The sequence below is a fragment of the Lentzea sp. NPDC055074 genome (genome assembly GCF_053608005.1).
On the sequence record NZ_JBSGUQ010000013.1, the window covers coordinates 113,599 to 136,292 of the forward strand.

At 68.1% G+C, this 22,694-nt stretch carries 21 protein-coding genes; 11 read left to right on the forward strand and 10 right to left on the reverse strand.

Features of this window, described 5'->3' with window-relative positions; translation table 11 throughout:
• The first annotated feature begins 125 nt into the window (after window positions 1-125).
• Genes ACWF7A_RS27340 through ACWF7A_RS27355 form a run of 4 tightly spaced genes read left to right on the forward strand, consistent with a single transcriptional unit; the run spans window position 126 to window position 3,777 of the window.
• The gene (locus ACWF7A_RS27340) at window positions 126-1,301 is read left to right on the forward strand and encodes a nitric oxide synthase oxygenase (RefSeq protein ID WP_452253349.1); all 1,176 of its coding nucleotides are present in this window, start codon (window positions 126-128) and stop codon (window positions 1,299-1,301) included.
• A complete protein-coding gene (locus ACWF7A_RS27345) occupies window positions 1,298-2,377 on the forward strand; it encodes an APC family permease (RefSeq protein ID WP_452253480.1) in 1,080 nt (359 codons plus the stop codon). The genes ACWF7A_RS27340 and ACWF7A_RS27345 overlap by 4 nt, the downstream gene beginning before the upstream one ends.
• 39 nt (window positions 2,378-2,416) lie before the next feature.
• Window positions 2,417-3,514, forward strand: a complete 1,098-nt coding sequence (locus ACWF7A_RS27350) for an NAD(P) transhydrogenase subunit alpha (protein WP_452253350.1) — start codon at window positions 2,417-2,419, stop codon at window positions 3,512-3,514.
• The gene (locus ACWF7A_RS27355) at window positions 3,511-3,777 is read left to right on the forward strand and encodes an NAD(P) transhydrogenase subunit alpha (RefSeq protein WP_211335646.1); all 267 of its coding nucleotides are present in this window, start codon (window positions 3,511-3,513) and stop codon (window positions 3,775-3,777) included. Before ACWF7A_RS27350 ends, ACWF7A_RS27355 begins: the two co-directional genes overlap by 4 nt.
• Here the strand turns inward: ACWF7A_RS27355 and ACWF7A_RS27360 are convergent.
• A complete protein-coding gene (locus tag ACWF7A_RS27360) occupies window positions 3,767-4,972 on the reverse strand; it encodes an RNA-guided endonuclease InsQ/TnpB family protein (protein ID WP_452253351.1) in 1,206 nt (401 codons plus the stop codon). The two genes, ACWF7A_RS27355 and ACWF7A_RS27360, sit on opposite strands and share 11 nt — an antisense overlap.
• A 62-nt stretch (window positions 4,973-5,034) precedes the next feature.
• Between ACWF7A_RS27360 and ACWF7A_RS27365 the strand changes: the two genes are divergently transcribed.
• Window positions 5,035-6,393 (forward strand): NAD(P)(+) transhydrogenase (Re/Si-specific) subunit beta, encoded by a 1,359-nt coding sequence (locus ACWF7A_RS27365; RefSeq protein ID WP_452253352.1) that lies wholly within the window; start codon window positions 5,035-5,037, stop codon window positions 6,391-6,393.
• On the opposite strand, the gene ACWF7A_RS27370 is transcribed toward ACWF7A_RS27365, so the two are convergent.
• From ACWF7A_RS27370 to ACWF7A_RS27380, 3 genes are all read right to left on the reverse strand, one after another.
• Entirely contained in the window at window positions 6,359-8,332 is a 1,974-nt protein-coding gene (locus ACWF7A_RS27370) for a diguanylate cyclase domain-containing protein (RefSeq protein ID WP_452253353.1), read from the reverse strand. The two genes, ACWF7A_RS27365 and ACWF7A_RS27370, sit on opposite strands and share 35 nt — an antisense overlap.
• 55 nt (window positions 8,333-8,387) lie before the next feature.
• A complete protein-coding gene (locus ACWF7A_RS27375; RefSeq protein ID WP_452253354.1) occupies window positions 8,388-9,191 on the reverse strand; it encodes an SAM-dependent methyltransferase in 804 nt (267 codons plus the stop codon).
• A 73-nt stretch (window positions 9,192-9,264) separates the two neighbouring features.
• The gene (locus tag ACWF7A_RS27380; protein ID WP_452253355.1) at window positions 9,265-10,299 is read right to left on the reverse strand and encodes an MFS transporter; all 1,035 of its coding nucleotides are present in this window, start codon (window positions 10,297-10,299) and stop codon (window positions 9,265-9,267) included.
• Between the two features lie 57 nt (window positions 10,300-10,356).
• Here ACWF7A_RS27380 and ACWF7A_RS27385 point away from each other — a divergent pair, with 57 nt between their 5' ends.
• The 3 genes from ACWF7A_RS27385 to crcB are packed head-to-tail and all read left to right on the forward strand — an operon-like array spanning window position 10,357 to window position 11,442.
• Window positions 10,357-10,800 (forward strand): MarR family winged helix-turn-helix transcriptional regulator, encoded by a 444-nt coding sequence (locus ACWF7A_RS27385; RefSeq protein WP_189159962.1) that lies wholly within the window; start codon window positions 10,357-10,359, stop codon window positions 10,798-10,800.
• Entirely contained in the window at window positions 10,781-11,107 is a 327-nt protein-coding gene (locus ACWF7A_RS27390) for a fluoride efflux transporter FluC (RefSeq protein WP_452253356.1), read from the forward strand. The genes ACWF7A_RS27385 and ACWF7A_RS27390 overlap by 20 nt, the downstream gene beginning before the upstream one ends.
• Complete coding sequence (gene crcB, locus ACWF7A_RS27395) at window positions 11,104-11,442, forward strand: fluoride efflux transporter CrcB (protein WP_452253357.1); 339 nt, start codon at window positions 11,104-11,106, stop codon at window positions 11,440-11,442. The genes ACWF7A_RS27390 and crcB overlap by 4 nt, the downstream gene beginning before the upstream one ends.
• Here crcB and ACWF7A_RS27400 read toward each other — a convergent pair.
• The 4 genes from ACWF7A_RS27400 to ACWF7A_RS27415 form a co-directional block, all read right to left on the reverse strand.
• Window positions 11,387-13,981: an NACHT domain-containing protein gene (locus ACWF7A_RS27400; RefSeq protein WP_452253358.1), complete on the reverse strand. Its 2,595-nt coding sequence runs from the start codon at window positions 13,979-13,981 to the stop codon at window positions 11,387-11,389. The genes crcB and ACWF7A_RS27400 overlap by 56 nt on opposite strands.
• Before the next feature lie 9 nt (window positions 13,982-13,990).
• A complete protein-coding gene (locus ACWF7A_RS27405) occupies window positions 13,991-16,492 on the reverse strand; it encodes an NACHT domain-containing protein (protein WP_452253359.1) in 2,502 nt (833 codons plus the stop codon).
• A gap of 21 nt (window positions 16,493-16,513) precedes the next feature.
• On the reverse strand, window positions 16,514-18,745 hold the full coding sequence (locus ACWF7A_RS27410) for a HelD family protein (RefSeq protein WP_452253481.1): 2,232 nt from the start codon (window positions 18,743-18,745) through the stop codon (window positions 16,514-16,516).
• A 126-nt stretch (window positions 18,746-18,871) separates the two neighbouring features.
• Window positions 18,872-19,300 carry a MarR family winged helix-turn-helix transcriptional regulator gene (locus ACWF7A_RS27415; RefSeq protein WP_452253360.1) on the reverse strand — a complete coding sequence of 143 codons (429 nt, stop codon included), beginning with the start codon at window positions 19,298-19,300 and terminating at the stop codon, window positions 18,872-18,874.
• A gap of 135 nt (window positions 19,301-19,435) precedes the next feature.
• Between ACWF7A_RS27415 and ACWF7A_RS27420 the strand changes: the two genes are divergently transcribed.
• The 3 genes from ACWF7A_RS27420 to ACWF7A_RS27430 all read left to right on the forward strand — a co-directional run bounded on the left by ACWF7A_RS27420 (window position 19,436) and on the right by ACWF7A_RS27430 (window position 20,980).
• Window positions 19,436-20,038, forward strand: coding sequence for a hypothetical protein (locus ACWF7A_RS27420; RefSeq protein ID WP_452253361.1), 603 nt, complete (start codon window positions 19,436-19,438; stop codon window positions 20,036-20,038).
• A 1-nt stretch (window position 20,039) separates the two neighbouring features.
• Entirely contained in the window at window positions 20,040-20,258 is a 219-nt protein-coding gene (locus tag ACWF7A_RS27425) for a DUF6343 family protein (protein WP_093600266.1), read from the forward strand.
• A 95-nt stretch (window positions 20,259-20,353) separates the two neighbouring features.
• A complete protein-coding gene (locus ACWF7A_RS27430; RefSeq protein ID WP_452253362.1) occupies window positions 20,354-20,980 on the forward strand; it encodes a TetR/AcrR family transcriptional regulator in 627 nt (208 codons plus the stop codon).
• Here ACWF7A_RS27430 and ACWF7A_RS27435 read toward each other — a convergent pair.
• Window positions 20,968-22,308, reverse strand: a complete 1,341-nt coding sequence (locus tag ACWF7A_RS27435; protein ID WP_452253363.1) for a dihydrolipoyl dehydrogenase family protein — start codon at window positions 22,306-22,308, stop codon at window positions 20,968-20,970. The genes ACWF7A_RS27430 and ACWF7A_RS27435 overlap by 13 nt on opposite strands.
• A 21-nt stretch (window positions 22,309-22,329) precedes the next feature.
• Window positions 22,330-22,689 carry a VOC family protein gene (locus tag ACWF7A_RS27440; protein ID WP_452253364.1) on the reverse strand — a complete coding sequence of 120 codons (360 nt, stop codon included), beginning with the start codon at window positions 22,687-22,689 and terminating at the stop codon, window positions 22,330-22,332.
• Between the last annotated feature and the right edge of the window lie 5 nt (window positions 22,690-22,694).

Here is a 22,694-nt window from a genome sequence, read left to right on the forward strand (position 1 = left end):
ACCCTTTGTCACCCGGTTGCGGTATCAAGTACTCGCTGTGCGTATCGGACGTGCGCTAGTGATCCAGATGGCGTAACGCGACAGGCGGTTCCCGCTCCACGAAAGCGCCACTACGGTCGCTCGCCATGACCCCCGTCCCGACTGATGTGTTGCCCCGTTCCCTCACGGCGCTTCCCCCGGCGCAGGTCGAGAACACCGGCGAGCTCGACATCGCCGAGGCTGAGGACTTCGTCCGACAGCACCACGCCGAACATCCGGACCTCGGTCCGGTCGAGGCCAGGCTGGCCGAGGTGCACGCGGAGATCGCCGCGACCGGCACCTACCGCCACACGACCGCCGAACTGACCTTCGGCGCACGGGTGGCCTGGCGCAACAGCTCCCGCTGCATCGGCCGCCTCTACTGGCGGAGCTTGAAAGTGCGCGACCAGCGCGAGGTGTCGACGCCCGCCGACGTCGCGAAGGAGTGCGTCGAACACCTCCGCGTGGCCACGAACAAGGGCAAGATCCGGCCTGTCATCACGGTCTTCGCCCCCGCGGAGCCCGGCACGCACGCGCCGCAGATCGTCAACGAACAGATCATCCGCTACGCCGCCTACCGCGGTTCCGACGGAGGGGTGCTCGGTGACGGGCGGAACCTGGCGCTGACCGAGCTCGCGATGAAGCGCGGCTGGAAGCCGCCCGCCACGCGCGGCCCGTTCGACGTGCTGCCGCTCATGGTGTCCTGCAAGGGCCAGGAGCCCGCGCTCGTCGAGATCCCCGCCGACGAAGTGCTGGAAGTCCCGTTGTCGCACCCGGACTTCCCCTGGCTGGGCGCGCTCGGCGTGAAGTGGCACGCCGTGCCCGCCATCAGCAACATGCGCCTGCGCATCGGCGGCATCGACTACCCGTCGGCGCCGTTCAACGGCTGGTACATGGGCACCGAGATCGGCGCCCGCAACCTCGCCGACCGCGACCGCTACGACCTGCTGCCGTACCTCGCCAAGCGAATGGGTCTGGACACGTCGTCGGAGGCGACGTTGTGGCGCGACCGAGCCCTGGTGGAGCTCAATCGCGCCGTCCTGCACTCGTTCGCGGAGGCCGGGGTCACGATCACGGACCACCACACCGAGTCGCAGAGGTTCCTGACGCACCTGGAGAAGGAGGAGGCCGCCGGACGCACCTGCCCCGCGGACTGGTCGTGGATCGTGCCACCCGTGTCGGGCGGGATCACGCCGGTGTACCACCGCTACTACGACTCGGATGAACTGCTGCCGAACTTCTTCCCCGCGGACAAGCCCTCGGGGTGCCCTGTCGCACACTGAGCCGTGTGCAACTGGTCAGAAGTCTGACACTGACCGACGCCGTGTTCGTCGGGCTCGGCTCGATGATCGGCGCCGGAGTGTTCGCGGTGTTCGCCCCGGCCGCGGCGGCGGCCGGGTCCGCCCTGCTGGTGAGCTTGGCGGTCGCGGGCGTGGTCGCCTGCTGCAACGCGTTGTCGAGCGCCTGGCTGGCCGCGCGCTACCCGCAGTCCGGCGGCACGTACGTCTACGGCCGCGAACGCCTCGGGCGCGTCTGGGGCGACCTGGCGGGCTGGGCGTTCGTGCTGGGCAAGACGGCGTCGTGCGCCGCCATGGCGTTGACGGTCGGTGTGTACGCGGGCTGGCCGAAACCTGTCGCGGTGGCGGCGATCGTGGCGCTGACCGTGCTGAACCTGACCGGTGTCCAAAAGTCCGCGCTGGTCACCAGAGTCATCGTGATCGCCGTGGTGCTCGTGCTGGTGCTGACCTCGGTCACGGCTCGCGAGGCCGTGCAGTCGGCGGAGTTCCTGCCCGCAGGAATCCTTCCCGCCGCCGCGCTGCTGTTCTTCGCGTTCGCCGGCTACGCGCGCATCGCCACGCTCGGAGAGGAGGTACGAGAACCCGCAAGGACGATTCCACGCGCTGTGGTCATCGCGTTGGCCATCACGCTCGTCGTCTACGCGGTCGTGGCCGTGGTGGCGTTGAACGCGTTGGGCAGTGGTCTGGCCGTGTCGACGCTGGCTGACGTGTCGCCCTCTCTCGCGCCCGTCATCCGGGTGGCCGCGTGCCTGGCCGCGCTCGGTTCGTTGCTGTCCCTGCAACTGGGGGTCAGCCGGACCGCGCTGGCGATGGCGCGCGACCGCAGGCTGCCCGGGTTCCTGGCCGACCTGCGCTGGGCCGAGATCGCGACCGGACTGGTCGCCGTGGGCCTGGTGCTCACCGTCGACGTGACGCGCGCGATCGTGTTCAGCTCGTTCTGCGTGCTGCTCTACTACGCGATCGCCAACGCCAGCGCGTGGACGCTCGGTAAGCGCGTCGTGCCCGCGGTTGGGCTGGCAGGGTGCCTCACCCTGGCCGGTGCAGTGCTCTGGCAATTGTGATGTGGCCCAGGTCACCTTTGATCGCGTAACGTGCGTACGGTGAAAGTGGGAACCCCCGCAGAGTCGCGGCCCGCCGAGCGCCGAGTCGCCTGCGTACCGGAAACGGTGTCGTCGCTGGTCGACGCTGGACTGACCGTGCACGTACAGGAAGGCGCCGGGCGTCACGCCCACGCCCTCGACGCCGCGTACCGCGCGGCAGGGGCGACGGTGACGCCCGAGGACCCGACGTCGGAATCCGATGTCGTCGTGTCCGTGCAGCCCTTGACCATCGACCAGGCCTCCGCCTTGAAGCCTGGCGCCATCACGATCAGCTTCCTGCAGCCAGGTGGCGAACGGGAGCTCCTGGAGGTCTACCGCGACCGCCGGGTGACGTCGTTCAGCTTCGACCTGCTGCCCCGCGTCACGCGTGCCCAGAGCGCGGACGCCCTGTCCTCCCAGGCGTTGGTGGCGGGCTACCGGGCCGTCCTGGTCGCCGCCGAACGACTACCGCGCTTCCTGCCGATGTTCACCACCGCCGCCGGCACCGTGCCACCGGCGAAGGTGCTCGTCCTGGGCGCCGGAGTCGCGGGCTTGCAAGCGATCGCGACCGCTCGTCGCCTGGGCGCCGTCGTCGAGGCGTACGACGTGCGCAAGGCCGCGGGCGAGGAGGTCCGCAGCCTCGGCGCGAAGTTCCTCGAACTGGAGCTGGAGACCCAGTCGGGGGTCTACGCGTCCGTGCAGTCCGAGGAGTTCCTGGAACGCCAGCGAGAACTCATCGGCGAACACGTGGCCGCGTCCGACGTCGTGATCACCACGGCGGCCATTCCCGGCCGCAAGGCCCCGGTCCTCGTCACGACGGACATGCTCAAGGCCATGGCACCCGGCTCCGTCGTGGTCGACCTGGCAGCGGAGTCCGGCGGCAACTACGCCGGATCCGTTGCGGGACAGGAGACCTGGGTCGGCGACGTGCTCGTGCACGGCGCGCTGAACCTGCCGTCGTCCATGCCGGTGCACGCGAGCCGCCTGTACTCGCGCAACGTGCTGAACCTGCTCAAGCTGATGATCGCGGACGGAGCCGTGGCGCCGGACCTCTCGGACGAGGTGCTCGACGGCTGCTGCCTCACCCACGACGGTCAGATCCGCAAGGAGTCACCGTGATCGATCTGCTGACGATCTTCGTGCTGGCCGTGTTCGTGGGCTTCGAGGTGGTCTCGAAGGTGTCCACGATCCTGCACACACCGCTGATGTCCGGTGCGAACGCCATCCACGGCGTGATCCTGGTCGGCGCGATCCTGATCACGGGGTCCGCCGAGAGCACCCTGGAGCTCGTGCTGGGGTTGGTCGCGGTCTTCCTGGCCACGGTCAACGTCGTGGGCGGGTTCGTGGTGACGGACCGGATGCTGGAGATGTTCAAACGTTGACCTTCCCCTTGCTGACGAGGGGTTTCTGCTTCGTCGCCGATCGCCCGCCCGGAGTGTTCCGTTGAGGTCTTGCACCGGCTCCACAGACCGTCACCGCCAGCCCGGCGGCCAGAATGTTGCGTGCCGCGTTCACGTCCCGGTCGTGGATCGTTCCGCAGTCACAGGTCCACTCGCGCACACTCAACGGCATCGTCGCGGCGAGCGCGCCGCGGACCGAGCACAGCTTGGAGGACGGGAACCAGCGATCGACTGCGATCACTTTCCGCCCGTACCAGGCTGCTTCGTACTCCAGCATCTGCCGGAACTGCCGCCACCCCGCATCACTGATGGAGCGGGCAAGACGGCGGTTCCGGCGCATGGTGGACACGGCCAGGTCCTCGATCACGAGCGTTCGGTTCTCACGCACGAGCCGAGTGGTGATCTTGTGCAGGTGGTCGGCACGCCGGTCCGAGATCCGAGCGTGGATTCGGCTGACGGCCAGCGCGGCCTTCACCCGGTTGTTGCTGCCTTTCTGCTTGCTCGTCAGGGCTCGCTGAGCCCTGACGAGCGCCAGCCTGTCACGGCGTTCGTGCCGGGGATTGCTGATCTTCTCCCCGGTCGAGAGCACCAGCAGGTGATCGAGTCCGAGGTCGATCCCGACCTCGGAACCGGTGACCGGAAGCGACTGGACGTGCGGGGCGTCGCACAGCATCGCGACGAACCACCGTCCCGCCGCGTCCTGCGACACCGTGACCGACGAGGGCTCCACGCCTGCGGGCAGCGGCCGGGACCATCGGATCTTCAGCGGCTGTGGCACTTCGGCCGGCGTCAGCGCACCGTTGCGCCAGCGAGATGCCGAACGCGTGTACTCGGCGCTGGATCGCGATCGCTTGCGAGACTTGAAGCGCGGGTGTCGAGCACGCTTGGCCCAGAAGTTGGTGAACGCCATCTGCAGGTGCCGCAGTGTCTGCTGCAGCGGAACACACGACACCTCGTTGAGAAAAGCCAGCTCCTCGGTGCGTTTCCAAGCCGTCGACAACGCCGACGAGGCTTTGTAGTCGATCGGCTCCAGACCTTGCTGCCGCGCTTCCGTTCGTGCCTGCAGGGCCAGGTTGTAGACCTTGCGAACACACCCGAAGGTGCGCAGCAGTTCGGCGGCCTGCGCTTCGGTCGGATAGAAGCGGTACTTGAACCCCCGCTTCACCTGGCTGCTCACAGGTCGAGATCTAGCGAATGCCTTGTGGCTCCAAACGGGCTGGGATTCTTGGAGGGCTCCAGATGACGGTCCAGCTGATGTACCTGGTCGCGTCCGTGTGCTTCGTCCTGGCGCTCAAAGGTCTGAGCTCGCCCAAATACGCGCGCTACGGCAACTTCATCGGCGCGTTCGGCATGCTGGTCGCCGTCGTCACCGCGTACCTCCACGGCGTCGTCCACAACGGACTGTGGATCCTGATCGCCATCGCACTCGGTGTCGTCGTGGGCATCCCGGCCGCGCGTTCGGTGAAGATGACGGCCATCCCGCAGATGGTGGCGCTGTTCAACGGCGTCGGTGGCGCGGCGGCGGCGTTGGTGGCGCTGGCGGAGTTCTTCGCTGTGCCGGAGACGACCGTGCTGTTCCGGCTGGCGACCGTGCTGACGGTGCTGATCGGGTCGGTCAGCTTCTCCGGTTCGGTGGTCACGTTCCTGAAGCTGCAGGAGCTGATGACGACCCGTCCGGTGCTGTTGCCGGCGGGGCAGCAGCTGGCGATCGCGGCAGGGGTCTCGTCGGTCGCCCTGTGCGCGTTGACGATGGCGGTGCCGAACGGGTTCCTGCTGTGGCTGCTGGCGGCGGTCGGGCTCGCGCTCGGTGTGCTGTTCGTGCTGCCGGTCGGCGGTGCGGACGTGCCGATCGCGATCTCGTTGCTCAACGCGTTCACCGGCCTCGCGGTCGCGGCGTCGGGCTACGTGCTGGCGAACACGCTGCTGATCGTCGCGGGCACGCTCGTCGGCGCGTCCGGCACCATCCTGACCCGGCTGATGGCGCAGGCGATGGGACGGTCGCTCGCGAACATCCTGTTCGGTGCGTTCAAGGCGACGACCGTTGCCGTAGCTGGAGACGAGCAGCGGACGGTCAAGTCGGGCACGGTCGAGGACGTCGCGATCCTGCTGGGGTATGCGAACAACGTCGTCGTGGTGCCGGGCTACGGACTCGCTGTCGCGCAGGCGCAGCATGCCGTGCGGGAGCTGGTGTCGACGCTGGAGAAGCGCGGAGTGGCGGTGGCGTACGGGATCCACCCCGTGGCGGGGCGGATGCCGGGGCACATGAACGTGCTGCTGGCCGAGGCCGACGTGCCGTACGAGCAGCTCAAGGAGCTCGACGACGTCAACCCCGGCATCACGTCGGTCGACGTGGCGGTGGTGGTCGGCGCGAACGACGTGGTGAACCCCGGTGCGCGGGACGAGCCGTCCAGTCCGATCTACGGCATGCCGATCTTCGACGTGGATCGGGCGAAGTCCGTGGTGTTCATGAAGCGCTCGATGCGGCCGGGTTTCGCGGGCGTGGACAACGAGCTGCTCTACAACCCGAAGACGACGCTGCTGTTCGGGGACGCGAAGGACTCGCTCACGAAGCTTCTGGCGGCGGTGAAGCAGCTGTAGTCAGGAGCTCGGTGACCTCGGCGGCGGACAGGGCGGGCAGCAGCCCGATCACACCGTCCGCGCCGGCCTGGCGCCAGTGCTCGGCGTCGGTGAGGGTGTGCACCTCGTCGACGCCGAACCGCACGCCGAGGCTGTGCACGGTCGCGATCAGCGCGCGCATCGCCTGGTGCAGCGGGGAGTCCGGGCTCGGTGCGGGCGCGCGGGTGATCACGGAGCGGACCGGCACCTCGGTGAGCACGGTCAGTTCGTCGTGGCCGCCGTGGAACCCGTCCAGCGCCGTCACGATGCCGCTGTCGTGCAGCACCACCGCGTTGTCGTCGCCTGCCAGCACCGACGAGATGTCGAGCGCGATCCGCAGCCGTTCGGGAGGGAGACCGGTGTCGTCCAGCGCCCGTTTGACGTCGGCGACCAGGTCCTCGTCGCGGGACTGCAAGGCGCCCAACGCGATGTGCAGCGTGGGCGCCCGGTCACCGAACTCCTCGACCCATCTCGCGGCCTGCGCGCACGCCTCGCGCAGCAACCACCTGCCGATCGGCAGCGACAGGCCCGTCGAGTCGGCCAGCGCCATCGTGTCGTTGTGGCTCAGGTCGTCCCAGTGCAGCCGGGCGACGGCACCGAGCACCTCACGGGACTCCAGGTCGTGCACCGGCGCGTAGACGATCTCGATCTCGCCGTGCTCCCACGCGCCCGGCATCGACGCGGCCAGCGCGTACCTGCCGCGGCGGCGCGCGTCGTCGTGCGGGTCGTGCAACGCCCACTGCCGCTTGCCGCGCGCCTTGGCCTGGCGCAGGGCGGCGTTGGCGCAGCGCATCAGCTCGGCGGCGGTCGCGAACGACGGCGGGCGGTCCACCACGCCGATGCTCGCCGACAGCGCGATGCCGTGATCGTCCACAAAGGTCGGTTCGCCGAGCGCTTCCTGGATCTCCTCGACGGTCGAGGTGACGTTGTCCGAGACCGTCATCAACGCGAACTCGTCACCGCCGATGCGCGCCAGCACCGCCTTCTTCGCGGCGGCGAGCTCGCCCAGCCGGTTCGCGACGATCTTCAGCAGCTTGTCGCCGGTCTCGTGGCCCAGGCCGTTGTTGACGATCGAGAACGCGTCGAGACCCAGGTGGTACAGGGTGATCGGCTCGCCGTCGAGCCTGCGTTCGACCCGGGAGAGGAAGTGCTGGCGGTTCGACAGACCGGTGAGCGAGTCGTGCAGCAACTGGTGGTCGAGGCTGCGCTGCAACAGGTGCAGCTCGCTGATGTCGTCGACCATCGTCACGTGGTGCGTCGGCATGCCGTCCGCGTCGCGCAGCACGGACACGACGAGCTGCACCCACACCGGCTCGCCGTCCGCGCGGATGAGCTTGCGCTGGTCGCGGAACCTGTCGAGGTGCCCCTCGCTGACCTTGCGGTACGAGGAGCCCAGGGCCGCCAGGTCCTCGGGGTGGTAGAAGTCGCGCAGGTCGCGGTCCGTGAGGTCGCAGCCGGACTCGAGGCCGATGATCTCGGCGAGCTTGTCGTTCGCCTCGACGCACCTGCCGGTGAGGTCGGTGATCGCGATGCCCAGCGCGGCGGAGTCGAACACCTCCTGGAACCGCGCCTGGCTGACCTTCAGCGTGCGTTCGACCCGCTGCTTGGCCCGCACTATCGCGACCTTGATCTGCTCCTGCTGGTCGAACGCGTCCAACCGCATGGCCTGCGCGTACGCGGAGCTCAGCCGGGCCAGCAAGGGTAGTTCGAACGTGGGCGAAAGAATCTCGATCGTGACGCGCAGCGAGTCCGGCCCGGTCGCGTGCAGTGACACCAATCGATAGGCAACCGATTCGGGTGACTCCGGCAGCTCGCGCAGCGAGTCGAGCAGCGCCTGCTCGATTTCGGCGTGGGACAGCGGGATGTACGCGGTCGACGTCAACGCGTGCATCCAGCGGGCGGCGAGTTCCGGAAGTTCCATGCTGTTCACAGAGCGTACGGATTCACCGCCCCGACGGCCAACAACGACAGGCGGACTACAGCTTCCTGCCGACGGCCGCGTAGATGCCCGACTTGTCCGGATCATCGGTGTTCGTGGCCTCGGGCCGCCACAGCGGCGTCGGCACGATGCCGGGCTCCACCAGTTCGAACCCGTCGAAGAGCGCCTCGATCTCACCCTTCGAGCGCGGGTACATCGGGTTCTGGCTCTTCTTCATGACCTCGACGATCCCGGCCATCTCCTCGGGCTGCAGGTCGTGGGTGAACTGCGAGACCGCGAGGTAGCTGCCCGCGGGCACGGCGTCGCGGTAGGCCGCCACGATCGCGTTCGGGTCGGCCTGCGGCGGCACGAAGTGGAAGACGCCGGCCGTGAGCACGCCGACGGGCTGCGAGAAGTCGATCAGACCGCTGTACCGCGCCGCGTCCAGCACCGCGGCGGGCCTGGTCATGTCCTCCTGGATGATCGTCGCGCGCGGTTCGTGCTCCAGGATGAGCTGGCTGTGCGCGACCGCGACGTCCTCGAAGTCCACGTAGACGACGCGGGCCTCCGGGTCGGCCTTCTGCGCGATCTCGTGCACGTTGCCGACCGTCGGGATGCCCGAACCGAGGTCGAGGAACTGGCGGATGCCCTCGTCGATCATGAACAGCACGGCCCGCCGCAGGAACGCCCTGTTGAGCCGGGCGATCGCGCGGCCGTTCGGCTGGGCCTGCAGGAACTTCTCCGCGAGGGCCCGGTCGGCCGCGAAGTTGTGCCCGCCCCCGAGCAGGTAGTCGTAGAGGCGCGCGGCGCTGGGCCTGCCCGTGTCGACGCCTTCCGGAACCCAGCTCACCCGTTCAGCCATGGGGCCCAGGCTACTGAGACACACCTGTGCGCGGCAGTGCATGGGCCCTATTGGAGCAACAGAACCGCTGCTATCACTGGAAAGTGTGAACCAGCAGCGTCGCCAGAGCGACGCCCAGCGCCGTCCCGAGTCCTCGCGCGACGTTGACGAGCCCGCTCCCGACCCCGGCAGACCCCTCCGGCAGCACGCCCATCACCCGTTTTGTGCAGGCGGGTGCGATGATCCCCAGCCCGATCCCCACGACGACGAGCTGAACCGCCAGCGGCACAGGCAGAATCATCCCCACCGCCGCGATCAGCGCCCCGACCTTGATCCCCGGCCTGCTCAGCAACGTGGCCGCCAGTGCGAACCCGAGCGGCAACGCGGCGACCGTGAGTCCTATATGTGCCAAGGGTTGTTTCAGGGTGAACGGCAGCAACGTCATCGGCGCGAACAACGCGGCATAGGTGAGCAACACACCCACCAGCCCCGGCAACACCTTCCACGTCGGCTTTCCCTTGTCACCGCAGGTCTTCGTGCGAGGCAGCAGGTAGTGCCCGGCGATCATGGCCACGACCCCGATGGGCACGTTGATCGCGAACACGGCCTGCCACCCGAAGTTCTCGGTGAGGTACCCGCCGAGCAACGGCCCCGCCGCCAGCCCGGCGGCCTGCGCCGCGGCCTGAATCCCCAGCGCCTTGCGCCTTTGTGAGGGCGCCACCGCCGTGGTCACCAGCGCGACGCTGTTCGCCTGCAACATCGCCGCCCCCACCGCCTGCGCGACACGGGCAGCGATAAGGGTGTCGAACCCCGGCGCGTAGACGCACGCGATGGACGCGCCGGTGAACAACGCGAACCCGTAGATGTAGACGATCTTGCGCCCGACCCGGTCCGCGATCCTGCCCATTGGGACGAGCAGACCCACGAGCGTGATCAGGTAGCTGAGCGAGATCCACTCCGGATCGGCGTGAAAATGCGCGCTCATCGCGGGGAACGCCAACGTGACGATCGAGGCGTCCAACTGCCCCATGAACGCACCGAAGCAGACAGTCGCGATGACCAGCCATGGCGCGTACGACCGACGCGCGATCCACGCCGGCCGAGGCGACTCCGTGACGAACCAGTTCATCGTAAGCCGATTATATCTGACACAGAGCTATTGCCGGGAGTTCAGTATCATTTCCGCATGTCAGACGAAGCCCGCACGCTCACCGACGTCGTCACTCGCCTGCGCCGGGCGTTGCGGACGAGCATCCGGGCCGACTGGCCGTGGGAATCCCTGCCGATGGCGCAGGTAGAGCTGCTGCAGACCCTCGCGGAGCGCCCGCCGATGAAGGTCGGCGACCTCGCCGCGGCCCTCCGTCTGGCCCCCAACACCGTGTCCGGGCTGGTGTCCCAACTGATCGACTCCGGGCTCGTGGTGAGAGGGGGAGACCCCAAGGACAGGCGGGTAGCGCGACTATCCGTCTCACCCCGTGGACACGAACAGCTGCTCGTCTGGCAGCGCGAACACGAGAAGCGGATCGGCGCCGCATTGGGCAAGCTGGAGTCGTCCGAACGCGAGGACGTCGTGCGCGCGTTGAAGGCTCTGGACCACCTGGTGGAGCACCTTGCCGAACCCTCAGCCTGACCCCGGCCTCCGGTTCGTCGCACTGGTGTCGCTGGGCGGTGGGCTCGGCGGGGTGGCGCGGTACGGGCTGTCGGTGCTGGTGCCGGGGGCCTGGGGGCTGTTTCTGATCAACGTGCTCGGGTCGTTTCTCATCGGTGTGTTGATGGGGACCGTGCCTCGGCCGTTGGTTCGGGCGTTCTTCGGGGTTGGGGTGCTGGGCGGGTTCACCACCTTCTCGTCCTATGCCGCTTCTTGGTCCTGGGCGTTGGTGGCCACGCCAGTTTGTGCTGTGGTGGCGGCGTTTCTCGGGTTGCGGGTGACGCGGTGACCGTTCTGGTGGTGTTTCTCGGGGCTGCTCTGGGGGCTCCTGCGCGGTATCTGACCGATCGGTTCGTGCAGTCGCGGCACTCGTCGGACTTCCCGTTCGGGACTCTGGTGGTGAACGTCGTCGGGTGTTTGTTGATCGGGTTTGTCGTGGGGACGTCCTGGATGCCGTTGCTCGGGGTCGGGTTCTGCGGTGGGCTCACGACTTACTCGACGTTCAGCTACGAGACGGTGAAGCTGCTGGAGGCGGAGAAGTACCGTTCGGCGCTGCTGAACGTCGTCGTCAGTGTTGTTCTGGGAGTGGGGGCTGCGGCGATTGGTCTCGTTCTAGCACGTTGATCTCGCCGCGCTTCCAGCTCAGGAGGAACGCGCTGACGGGGTCCGGGACTCCGTCGAAGCGCCAGCTGTCTGGCAACACCCTTTCCTCTGATGCCTCCAGATACGGTAGGAACAGCATCATCCGAAGTCCGTCGTGGTATTTGGAGAAATCTGACAGTCGATCGTTCGTAGGGAGTAGCCCTTGCTTCATCCACGGTGTAGGCGAGGAGCATAAAATTCTGGCGATCGAGTCTGCCTCGTCGTTGGGAATTGAGAGCGTATCTGCCTGAAGGAGCCTATCGGCCGCGCTGTAGAACCATACTCTCGCTGCACTCAATCTTGTGAAGAGGACAACGGCGCCCATTCGACGGATGGCAATCTTCAGGTCTGCACTCCAGCTCGCCCACGGTGTCGAAGTCCGAAGGTCCCGCAGTTCATTCTGGAAACGGAGTTCCAGGTCCTTCTGGACTTCATGTATGGCGTCCATTCTGGTGTCGGTGATGCTGGGAATTAGATGAGGCAACACGTCGATTGCGACGGAGGCTCCGACTTCGCCGCTGGCGATCAGAACTTCTAGCTGCTCAACCACTGTTCGCTCGATCATCTGCCAGTTCATCGGAGATGAGTTGAACACGCAGTCTCTCAGCGATATGTCGGCAGTCCATATGTCGTTGGTGTGGCCGTGGTCAATGCGCGCGCTGATAGGAAAGAGAACGAAACTCTCCAACGCCGCAGTGGTGATCAACCGAACCATGCGATCGCTGGGCGCCACGTGGTGCAAGGCACGAGCGGCGAACTCCAGTCCGCCGTCGGGAAGCGCTTCGGCCAGCAGTTCGTCCACGCCTCCCTCGAAGTTGCGGTCGTACAGCTGCAACACGATCTGAGCCACCACGTCCCATTGCCCGATGTTCGGCTTGAGGACCGCCCACAGCGATGAGGCTGTCCGGTGCGTGCGAACCAGGTACTCGGCGGCGAAGTACTCGAGGAACGTGCGGTGGGTGAAGCCGAACTGCGGTTCGGACTCGGTCGCGCCGACGTCGGCGAGGATCCAGGCCCGGCCGGTGCAATGCGCGAGGAACTCCTCCGCCATGGCAACGGACTCGTCGTGGTCGTCGAGCCTCTTGTCCAAGTACTCCGCGAGGCTGTTGATGACCTTGGTGCGGTTCTGGGGCTTGCCGGACTCCGTCGCGCTGAACACCTTCCACGCGAGGTGCTGTACCGCACCGCGCAGGCGACCGTGGAACTTGATCGGCAGGTCGATGCCGCGTTTCGAGTCCCACTGCTCGAACAACATCAGCGCACACCGCTCGTAGACCTGAGCGAGGTTGTGCGGCAGGTAGCGGTCACTGGAGTACATGGCACACAACAACGTCAGCAGCAACGCGTTGCTGCGCAGCTCGTGGATCTGTGCGCTGTCCTCCATGAAGGAGCCGATCAGCTGGTCCTGTTCGGCCGGGGAGGTGGCTTCGTCGAGCTTGAACCACCGCGACACGTAGTCGGCGACCTGGTCACCGTCGAACTCCGCGATGCGGCTCGAGACGAACAGATCCGTGCTGAGCGGCGCGTCCTCGTAACCGACTTTCCGTGCCGTGACCAGGATCGGCACCAGCGGGTACAAGTGCGCGAACCCCTCCGTCAACGACACGACCCGACGCCGCAACTCGGTCTGCACCAGTTCGTCGAGCCCGTCGAGGATCACGACGGCCCGTCCGGTGCGCAGCAGGTACTCGACGCCGTCCCGCGGCGGCTTCACGTTGTACGGCGCCTGGCACAGCTGTTCCAGGTAGTGCAGGAGATCCCGCCCGCCCTCGTCGAACGACGTGGCGAACTCCCTCAGAACTAACAGGAACGGCACACGACCGCTGCCGCTCACCGCGATGTCGTGGGCGAACTTCGCGGCCAGTGTCGACTTGCCGGCACCGGGATCGCCCTGCACCAGCACCCGTTCACCGGGAGCGCCGAGCCTGAACTCGAACGGTGAGTCCAGGGTCGGTTCGACGTAGAGCTGGTCGTAGCGGACGGATCTGCTCACCCCGACGTGCGGCAGTCGGATCCTGCTGTGCAGCGCGGCCACCTGGTCGCGCATGCGGGCCGCGAAGGAGTGGATCCGCGCGGACGACCTCAAGCGTTTGAGCATGATGCTGTTCCGCGTCGCCGCGGTGAAGAGATCGCTGTGATCGATCTTGGAGCTGGTGCTGCCGAAGTGCGGTGCCACCTCGTTGCAGGCCGCGACCATGACGTCGTGCACGATGTTGATGACGCGGGGCAGCGTGCGGTCGCCCACACCGGCGAGCCGGAGTCCTTCGCGCAACTGGTCCTTCGCGGACTTTCCCGCCATGTTGCCGATGCGCTTCTGCGCCACGACTGTCGCGAAGTCGGGGGAGTCCAGGTAGGTCTCCAACGCCTCGATGTCGGTGCGCTGGAGATCCGTGAAGAGGCCAGCGGTTGCGGCGCTGGTAGGTGCCGGTTCGAAGCGGAGGTCCTGATCGGTGAGGCGGGCAGAGAGCTGGTCGCTCACGTCGACGACGACCCGGATGACCGTCGACTCGATACTGGCCAACGAAAGCTCCTATTCGAAGACGTCGAAGGATCGGGAGGTCCAGCGGGTCAGCAGGTCGGCGGTGTCCTCGGACATGCCGTCCGGCCGTGTCCAGGGGACGCCCGCCGCGACCTCACGATCAGCGGAGGAGAACTCCAGACAGGGCAGGCTGAGCAGGAGTCCGAGCTCGGTGCCGAGTCCCTTGCCGGACGTGAGCGCCGGTGCCCAGGCCGGGTCGTACGTGCGTGCCCAGCTCTCGCGGGAGATCCATGGTCGCGTCGAAGCTCGCACGATCGCGCGAACCAGGTTCGTGACTTCCGTGTGGTCGAACGGGCCTTCCGCGGCCAGCAACGCCGCCGCCGGCGAGAGGACGGTGCCGCCCAGGTACGAGTAGTTCTCGAACAGCACACGCGGGCCGTGTCCCAGCACGAGCAGGAACAGATCGTTCAGGCCGTCCGATCTCAGCCAAGGCCTGAATCCCGGCCGCGGCCGTCCCACCTCGGGCGCGTCCTGGGGCGCGGCGCCGAGCATGCCGCGGAAGAAGCTCTCGAACGCGACGTCGCCGGCCCGGTACAGGGCGGTGGCCTCCTCCAGCACCGTGCGGCGGGCGAACGCGGTGTTGGAGGGCAGGCTGTGGCGCAGGCAGACCTGCAGCGGCACGTCCTCCTTCACCAGGAGGAAGAAGGGCGAGTAGGTCACGCGGTCGTCGACCGGGACGGACATCGCCTCGTGCAGGCAGGCGCGGGTGATCCTGTCCACGACGTCCGGCCGAGGGGTCACGTACTGCAGCGCGCCGGCCGCGAAGCTCGTCCGGCCCTCCTCCAGCGCCAGGGAGAGGACCTCGTCCGCGCCGTCGTCCACGTTGCGGTCGTGCAGCTGCAGCGCGATCCGGGAGATCACGTCCCACGAGCCCTCGGCGATGTGCGGCCGCAGCGCCTCCCACAGCGAGGCCGCGTCGGTGTGCTTGCGCACCATGCGTTCGGCGGCGAAGTACTCCATGAAAGTGCGGTGGGTGAAGCCGAACAACGGCTCGTTGCGGGTCGCGCCCACGTCGGTGAGGATCCAGGCCCGGCCGGTGCAGAACTCGGCGAACTGCTCCGCGGCGGCGGATGCGTCGTCGGTGTCGAACGACTTCGACACCAGGTAGTCGGCCAGGACGCGGACGATGCGGCTGCGCGGGAGGGCGCGGCCGGACTCATGGCTGTTGAACAGGAACCACGCCAGGTGCTGGACCGCACCGCGCAGGCGGCCCTGGAACTGCATGGGCAGTGCGATGCCGCGCATCGAGTCCCAGCGGTCGAACAGCATGACCGCGCATCGCTCGTAGACCTGCGCGAGGTTGCGGGGCAGGTAGTGCTCGCTGGAGTACATGGCGCACAACAGGGCCAGCAGCAACGGGTTGCGGCGCAGTTCGGCGATGTCCGTGCTCTCCGCGACGAACGACTCGGCCAGCCGCGCTCGTTTCGTCACCAGGGTGGCGGCGTCCAGGGCGAACCAGCGCGTCACGTAGGTCGTCACCTGGTCCGTGTCGAACTCGTCGACGGTGCCCTGGGTGAACAGCGACTCGCTCAGCGGGGCTTCGAGGTAGCCGACCTTGCGCGCTGTCACGACGATCGGTGTCAGCGGGTACTGGTGTGCGAACCCCTCGATCAACCGCACGGCCCGCCGCCGCAGTTCGGGCTCCACCAGTTCGTCCAGGCCGTCGAGGATGACGACCGCACGTCCGTTGCGCAGCAGGTATTCCACGCAGTCGCGCGGTGGCGCGAGATTGTACGGGTCGTGGCAGATCCGCTCCAGGTACTTCAGCAGCTCGCGGCCTCCGTGGCGGAACCACTGCGTGAAGTCCCGCAGCACCAGCAGGAACGGGACGCGGTCGTCCGAGAGCGCGAGGTCGTGCGCGAGTTTCGCGGCCAGTGTCGACTTCCCGGCGCCGGGATCGCCCAGCAGCACGGTGCGGCGGCCGGGCAGGCTCAGGTCGTCGACGGAGAGGTTCGGGTTCAGCGTCGGCCGCACGTACAGCTCGCGGTACGGCACGGTGCGGCTGACGCCGATGTGCGGTAACCGCATCTCCGCGTGCGTGGCGACGACCTGCGCGCGCAGCTGGTCGGCGTAGGAGTGGAACTCCGCCAGGGACGGGGCGCGGCGCAGCAGCAGGCGGTTGTGAGTCGCGGCGTTGGCCAGGTGTGCCACGGAGACGGCGGTCGGGGTGTCGAGGTCGTCGGAACGCAGCGGCTCCGCGTCCGACAGGGCGGTCAGCACCGCCAGCGGGTCGCCGGAGACGCCGGCGTGCCGCAGGCCCTGCACTATGTGCTCGCGGAGATCCGCGGCCAACGAGGAGTCGAGCGAGCCCCGCATCGCCCTCCACAGCACGACCTGGCGCGCCACCTCCGCGAAGTCCGGGGACTCGAGGTAGGTCAGCAGGATCGGGTCGACGCCGGGCGGCGGGGGAGGGACGAGCTGGGAGAGCTGGGTGGCGAGCTGGTTCTTGACGGACACCACGATGCGGCCGACCGCCACGTCCACACTCGCCACCCAGGGCCTCCCAAACGTTCGTTACGAAACGTCCTTCAGCCGGGATAGCACATCGGGCAGCGTCGCGGTGTGCACGACGCCGAGTCGTTGCGTGGCACGGGTCAGCGCGACGTACAGGTCCGACGCCCCGCGCGGCGACTCGTCGAGGATGCCCTCCGGGTCGATGACGACGACCGAGTCGAACTCCAGGCCCTTCGCGTCGGTCACGCCGAGCACCACGACCTGGGCCTCTTCCAGCTCGTTGCCCACCGACGAGCTCGGCACCGCGGCGGCGATCGACGCGCCGACCGACGACAGCAGCGCGCCCGGCACGATCACCGCTACCTTGCCGTCGCCGACCGCCGTGGCCTCGCGCGCGATCAGCGCGGGCACCTCGGACGCGTACGACGACACCGAGGACACCCACGGCGCCACGCCGGTCTCGCGCACCGACGTCGGCGGCACCAGAGCGGCGTCGACGGACGCGAGCACGTCCGCGGCCACCTCCATGATCTCGGCCGGCGTGCGGTAGTTGACGGTCAGCTCCGTGAGGCGCCAACGGTTCTGCACGTACGGCGACAGCACGGAACCCCATGAGGTCGCACCGCCGATGTCGCCCGTCTGCGCGATGTCGCCGACGACCGTCATGGACTTGCTGGGGCAACGACGCATCAACGTGCGCCACGCCATCGCCGACAGCTCCTGGGCCTCGTCCACGATCACGTGACCGAACGTCCAGGTGCGGTCCGCCGCGGCACGCTCCGCGGCGGTCTCGTAGCGGTCGACGCCGTGGCGCTCGGCCAGGCGGTACGCGTCCATCAGGTCCGACGCCATCAGCATGTCCGGGTCCGCGTCGTCGTCCAGGTCGAGGATGTCGAGCACCCCCTGCGCGTACTCGACGGCCTGGCGGCGCTGACGTTCGGCGCGGGCCTTGGCCTCCGAGTCGTCCTCGCCGAGCAGTTCCGCGGCCTCGTCCAGCAACGGCACGTCCGCCGGCGTCCAGTCGTCGGTCGACCGCTGCAGCAGGTCGCGTTCCTCGCGGGTGAACTTCGCCATCGCGCGGTTGCGCCGCTTCGGGTTCCGGTAGAGCTCCGAGAGCAACGAGAACGGCGTCAGCACGGGCCACAGCGACGAGATCGCGGCCTGCACCTCCTCGGACTCGCGCAGCTCACGGCGGATGTCGTCCACGTCGGCCTTGTCGAGCAGGTGCCCGCCGAGGCGGTTGACCACCATGCCCGACAGCGACGAGATGATCTCGCGGGCGAACGTGCGGCGCGCCTCGTTGTGCGGGCGGCGGGTCCGGCGGGCCCGGCCGCGCGCCTCGGCGATCACGCGCCGGTCGAGGCGCAGCACGTCGTTGTCGAACCGGATCTCGACGGACGTCGGCGCCTCCTGACGGTCGCGCACGGCCGCGGCGATCACGTCGGCCATCTGGATGCGGCCCTTGACCGCCGCCGCCTCGGAGGACTCGCGGCCCACCGCGGTCAGGCCCGGATACAGCTCGCCGACGGTCGACAGGAGCACGCCCGTCTCACCGAGCGAGGGCAGGACCTGACTGATGTAGCGCAGGAACGTCGAGTTCGGGCCGACCACGAGGACACCGCGTTTCGCCAGCTGGCGGCGGTGTGTGTACAGCAGGTACGCGGCTCGGTGCAGCGCCACGGCGGTCTTGCCGGTGCCCGGTCCGCCCTGCACGACGACGACGCCGTTGAGCTCCGAGCGGATGATCCTGTCCTGCTCGGCCTGGATCGTCGCGACGATGTCGCTCATCTGGCCGGTGCGCGACTCGTTCAGCGCCGCCAGCAGCGTCGCCTCACCGGTCAGGCCGTCCTTCGCCGAGCGGTCGACCGAGTTGATGTCGAGGACCTCGTCGTCGAGGCCGATCACCTTGCGCGAACGGGTCCGCAGGTGCCTGCGCCGGCGCACGCCGTCGGGGGAGGCGGCGGTGGCGAGGTAGAACGGCCGGGCGGCGGGCGCCCGCCAGTCCATCAGCAGCGGCTCGTAATCCTTGTCCTCGTCGAAGAGACCGATTCGGCCGATGTAGAACCGGTCTTCGTTGTGGAAATCGAGCCGGCCGAACGCGAGTCCGTTCTCGACAGCGCTGTACTGGGCCAATTGATCTGTGTACATCGCGACGGACGTGTCGCGCTCGGACCGCATCTGGTGCGTGCCGCCGGTTTGTCGCAACGATTGTGCGAGTCGTTTCGACGTCTGTTCACGGAGGTCGTCGAGCCGGCCGTACAACATGGCCACGTATTCCTGCTCCGGCTCCATTTCGGCGAGCCGGAGGTCATCGGAGGGGCTTGACAACTTGCCTCATTTCTCGATATCATGCGGCGTCGGATTTTATTCCGATTCGCATTGTCCTGCCCGCGCCGGGTTCGCGTGAGCGCAGACTGTCTAATCTACACGCATATCCGCGTGGTGCAGGTAGGCCTTACGCAGCAGTGTGGCCAACGTATCGCGCTCGTGCGGCGTCAACGGCGCCAGCAGCTCGTCCTCGTGCGCCCGAGCCGTCTCCAGGCGTTCACGCAACGCCTGCCTGCCGCCGTCCGTGATCGACACGGTGAACCGGCGCCGGTCCTTCTCGTCGCGCCTGCGCTGGGCGAACCCGAGCCCCTCCAGGTCGTCGAGCACCGACACGAGGTCGCTCGGGTCCATCCGCACCCGGTCGCTGATCCGCTTCTGCGCCACGGCCTCCTGCTCGGACAGGTACGCGAGCACCGTCAGGTGGGGCCCGCGCAGGTCCGCGCGCCCGATGCGGCGAGCTTCGCGCACCAACCCCAGCATCAGAAAGCTGGGAAGACGCAGAAGCTGATCGATGCTCATGTCCTCAGTCTAGAAAAGATCTGTCCCCCGATCGTGGATTGCGCTGCGTGATGAACCGCCTCGGACGAGGTCCGTCAGGGTGAGCGATGGGGTGACGTTTCTCCACAAACCACCAGGAAGCGGCATGGTGGGGGTATGACGCGTGCGGAGATCGTCCGGCTCGCCCGCTGTGTGGTGCGCCGGCCCCGGTGGCAACTCGTCGTCGCCGTCCTGCTGTCCGCGTGGACACTCGCCTGGGTGCTCGGTCAGCTCGCCGCGGAGCCCCCGAGCCCGCTCGGTCTGCTGGCCTGGACCGGCATTCCCCTCGATTCGGCATCCCTATGGGCGAGGGAGCGCGCCGACGTCCTCGCGTGGCTCGCCACGCTCGGCGGACTGAGCTGGGCGGCCACCACCGAGCAGGGTCAGCTGCCCGCGCTCGCCGGGTGGTTCGCGGTGCTGGTCGCGGGGGAGGCGGCCGGGTACGAGCACGCGGTCCAGCGCGCGATGCTCACCATGGTCGTGTTCCTGCTCGTCCTCGCTGTCGTCTCGATCACCGGACGGCACGCGTTCGTCGTCGACCGGGTCGCCGTCATGCCGAAGGACGTCGTCCGGGCGGGCATCACCGCCGCCGTGCTCACGGCCGTGGTGCCGCTCATAGCCCCTGGCCTGGCCCTCACCCGTCTCGTCCGCCCCTACGTGACGAAACCGCCGCGCCTGCTGAGGCGGGTTGAGGCCCCGTTGCTGCGGGAAACCGGGTGAGGTGAGCGACTACCTGCCACCACCCGCGCCTCCCCGCAGTGCGCTGACCTTGAGGTTGTGGCTGGCCGGGTTCGGGCTGGTCTTCAACTCGGTGGCGGGCTGGCTGGCGCTGCGAGCCGACCTCGTGTGGCTCGGAATCCTGCTTTTACTACTCGCCGTCGTCTGCCTCGTGGACTTCGGCTGGGTCGTTCATCGCAAACGCCGCGGAGATCCGGGCTGAAGCCTGTCGGGAACCTGTGCTTGGGCTCGAGCGCACTTATGGATAAAGATGTCGGCGTGCATGAAGATCCGGCAAAAGGCAGGTTAGCCAGGGTGATGCGTCGGCAGCCTGTGCAACAGCGCGGCGCGGCAACTGTCTCCGCGATCCTCGACGCGTGCGCGAGCCTGCTGAACGAATACGACTACGACGACATCACCACGGCTCGCATCGTCGAAGTGGCCGGAGTGCCCATTGGTTCCTTCTATCAGTACTTCCCGGACAAAAGATCCGTTGTGCACGCTCTGGCACTGCGAGGTATGGAGATCTGCCTCCGCGAGATCGAGGAGCTGTTCGCCGCCGACCTGATCGCGGACTCGTGGCGCGAGGCCATGACTCAGGTCATCGCGGTGTACATGCGGATGCTCGTCGAGGTGCCCGGCTTCGGGAGGGTGCGGTTCAGCGACATGCTGGACAGTCATCGCCTCGACTCGAGCGTCGACCAGTACGAGATGATGGCCGAACGGCTGGCGGAGATGTTCGTCAACCGGTTCGGCGCCCACGGCGACGCCCCGGTGATGCTGACGTTCCGGATCGCCGTGCAGACCGCGGACGCGCTGTTCAAGCTCGCCGAACGGGTCGACGAACAGGACCGCGCGCACGTGGTCGGCACGGCGAACGAGCTCCTCGCCGGCATGCTGGGGTCCGTGCTCGACAAACCCCGCGACCCGCTTCAGAGCCCGTAGGACTCCAGCAGTCGCAGCCAGACCTCGCTGATCGTCGGGTACGAGGGCACCGCGTGCCACAACCGGTCCACGGTGACCTCCCCGACGATCGCGACCGTCGCCGAGTGCAGCAGCTCGGCCACGTCCTGCCCGACGAACGTGACACCGACCAGCGTCCGCGTCCGCTCGTCCACGACCATCCGCGCCTTGCCCTTGTAGCCGTCCGCGTGCAGCGACGACCCGGCGACCGCGATGTCCAGGTCGACGACCTTCACGTCCCGGCCCGCCGCCCGCGCCTGTTCGGCGGTGTGCCCGACGAACGCCACCTCGGGGTCGGTGAAGACGACCTGCGGCACCGCCACGTGGTCCGCCCACGCCTGACCGGCCGACCACTGCTTCGGCTCGAAGCCGCGGGACCGCTCCAGGATCGCCGTGCCGACCGCCCTGCCCTGGTACTTGCCCTGGTGCGTCAGCAACGCCCGCCCGGTCACGTCGCCGGCGGCGTACAGCCAGCGTCCGTCCACACCGGACACGAGGCCGGAGTCGTCGATGGTCAGCGGCTTGCCGTCCTTGGTCGCCGGCACCCGTCCGGTCGCGACGAGGATGTGCGACCCCTGCACGACCCGGCCGTCCTTCAGCGTCAGCTCGCCCGGCTTGATCGCCGAGGCTCGCCCGTTGAGGAGGACCTCGACGCCGTCGGCCTCCAGGCCCTCGACGACCAGCGGGCCGACGAACTCCTCCATCTTCGGCAGCGGCCGGTCACCGGACACCACCAGCTTCACCTTCGACCCCAGCCGCGCCCACGCCTGCGCCATCTCGACGCCGACGACGCCACCGCCGAGCACGACCAGTGAGTCCGGAACCTCGCGCGCGGACGTGGCCTCGCGCGAAGTCCACACGGGAGTGTCCTCGATGCCTTCGAGCGGCGGCATCTTCGGCACGCTGCCGGTGCACACCACGACGGCCTGCCGCGCCCGGTGGACCTCGCCGCCCACGGTGACCTCACGCTCGCCGGTGACCTCACCGTCGCCGCGGATGACGTGGATGTTCTCCGACTCGGCCCACTTCACCTGACCGGTGTCGTCCCAGTCGGAGGTGAAGCTCGTGCGCCGCTCCAGCACCGCGGCCGCGTCGAGCGACCCGCCGACCACGCCTTTGACCCGCTTCGCGGCGGCGAGCGCGTGCCCGGAGCGCAGCAACGCCTTGGAGGGCATGCAGGCCCAGTACGAGCACTCGCCGCCGACGAGCTCCTTCTCGATCATGGCGGTGGACAGGCCACCCGCGGCCGTCCGCCAAGCCACGTTCTCACCTACGGGGCCACCACCGATGACGATGACGTCGAAGTCCATGCGGCCCACAGTAGGCCTCGATCAAGAAAGCCACACGAGGCAGAAGGGGTGCCCCACCGGGTCCGCGTACACCCGGAACGTGTCGTCGTTGTCCTTCTGGAGCAGCTCGGCGCCGAGTGCCAGCACCGCGCGCTCGGCCTCCTCGACGTCCTCGACCAGCACGTCGAGGTGGAACTGCTGCGAGCCGCGCGGGTCGGGGAACGTCGGCGGCTCGTACTCGGGGGCGAGCTGGAACGCGATGCGCGTGCCGTCGGCGACGATCACGACCCAGGTGTCGTCACCACCGGCCAGCCGCTCGGCGCCGAGGAGCTTCTCGTAGAACGACGCGAGCGCGCCGGGGTCCGGGCAGTCGAGCACGACAGAACGCAGTTGTCCGACCATGCCCT

What these genes read in the sequence shown, in the direction of transcription:
- ACWF7A_RS27420 (WP_452253361.1), top strand. Translation starts at nt 19,436, where the DNA reads ATGACGCGTGCGGAGATCGTCCGGCTCGCCCGCTGTGTGGTGCGCCGG.
- ACWF7A_RS27440 (WP_452253364.1), bottom strand. Translation starts at nt 22,689, where the DNA reads ATGGTCGGACAACTGCGTTCTGTCGTGCTCGACTGCCCGGACCCCGGC.
- ACWF7A_RS27375 (WP_452253354.1), bottom strand. Translation starts at nt 9,191, where the DNA reads ATGGCTGAACGGGTGAGCTGGGTTCCGGAAGGCGTCGACACGGGCAGG.
- ACWF7A_RS27415 (WP_452253360.1), bottom strand. Translation starts at nt 19,300, where the DNA reads ATGAGCATCGATCAGCTTCTGCGTCTTCCCAGCTTTCTGATGCTGGGG.
- ACWF7A_RS27430 (WP_452253362.1), top strand. Translation starts at nt 20,354, where the DNA reads ATGCGTCGGCAGCCTGTGCAACAGCGCGGCGCGGCAACTGTCTCCGCG.
- ACWF7A_RS27435 (WP_452253363.1), bottom strand. Translation starts at nt 22,308, where the DNA reads ATGGACTTCGACGTCATCGTCATCGGTGGTGGCCCCGTAGGTGAGAAC.
- ACWF7A_RS27385 (WP_189159962.1), top strand. Translation starts at nt 10,357, where the DNA reads ATGTCAGACGAAGCCCGCACGCTCACCGACGTCGTCACTCGCCTGCGC.
- ACWF7A_RS27380 (WP_452253355.1), bottom strand. Translation starts at nt 10,299, where the DNA reads ATGAACTGGTTCGTCACGGAGTCGCCTCGGCCGGCGTGGATCGCGCGT.
- ACWF7A_RS27340 (WP_452253349.1), top strand. Translation starts at nt 126, where the DNA reads ATGACCCCCGTCCCGACTGATGTGTTGCCCCGTTCCCTCACGGCGCTT.
- ACWF7A_RS27365 (WP_452253352.1), top strand. Translation starts at nt 5,035, where the DNA reads ATGACGGTCCAGCTGATGTACCTGGTCGCGTCCGTGTGCTTCGTCCTG.
- ACWF7A_RS27410 (WP_452253481.1), bottom strand. Translation starts at nt 18,745, where the DNA reads ATGGAGCCGGAGCAGGAATACGTGGCCATGTTGTACGGCCGGCTCGAC.
- ACWF7A_RS27370 (WP_452253353.1), bottom strand. Translation starts at nt 8,332, where the DNA reads ATGGAACTTCCGGAACTCGCCGCCCGCTGGATGCACGCGTTGACGTCG.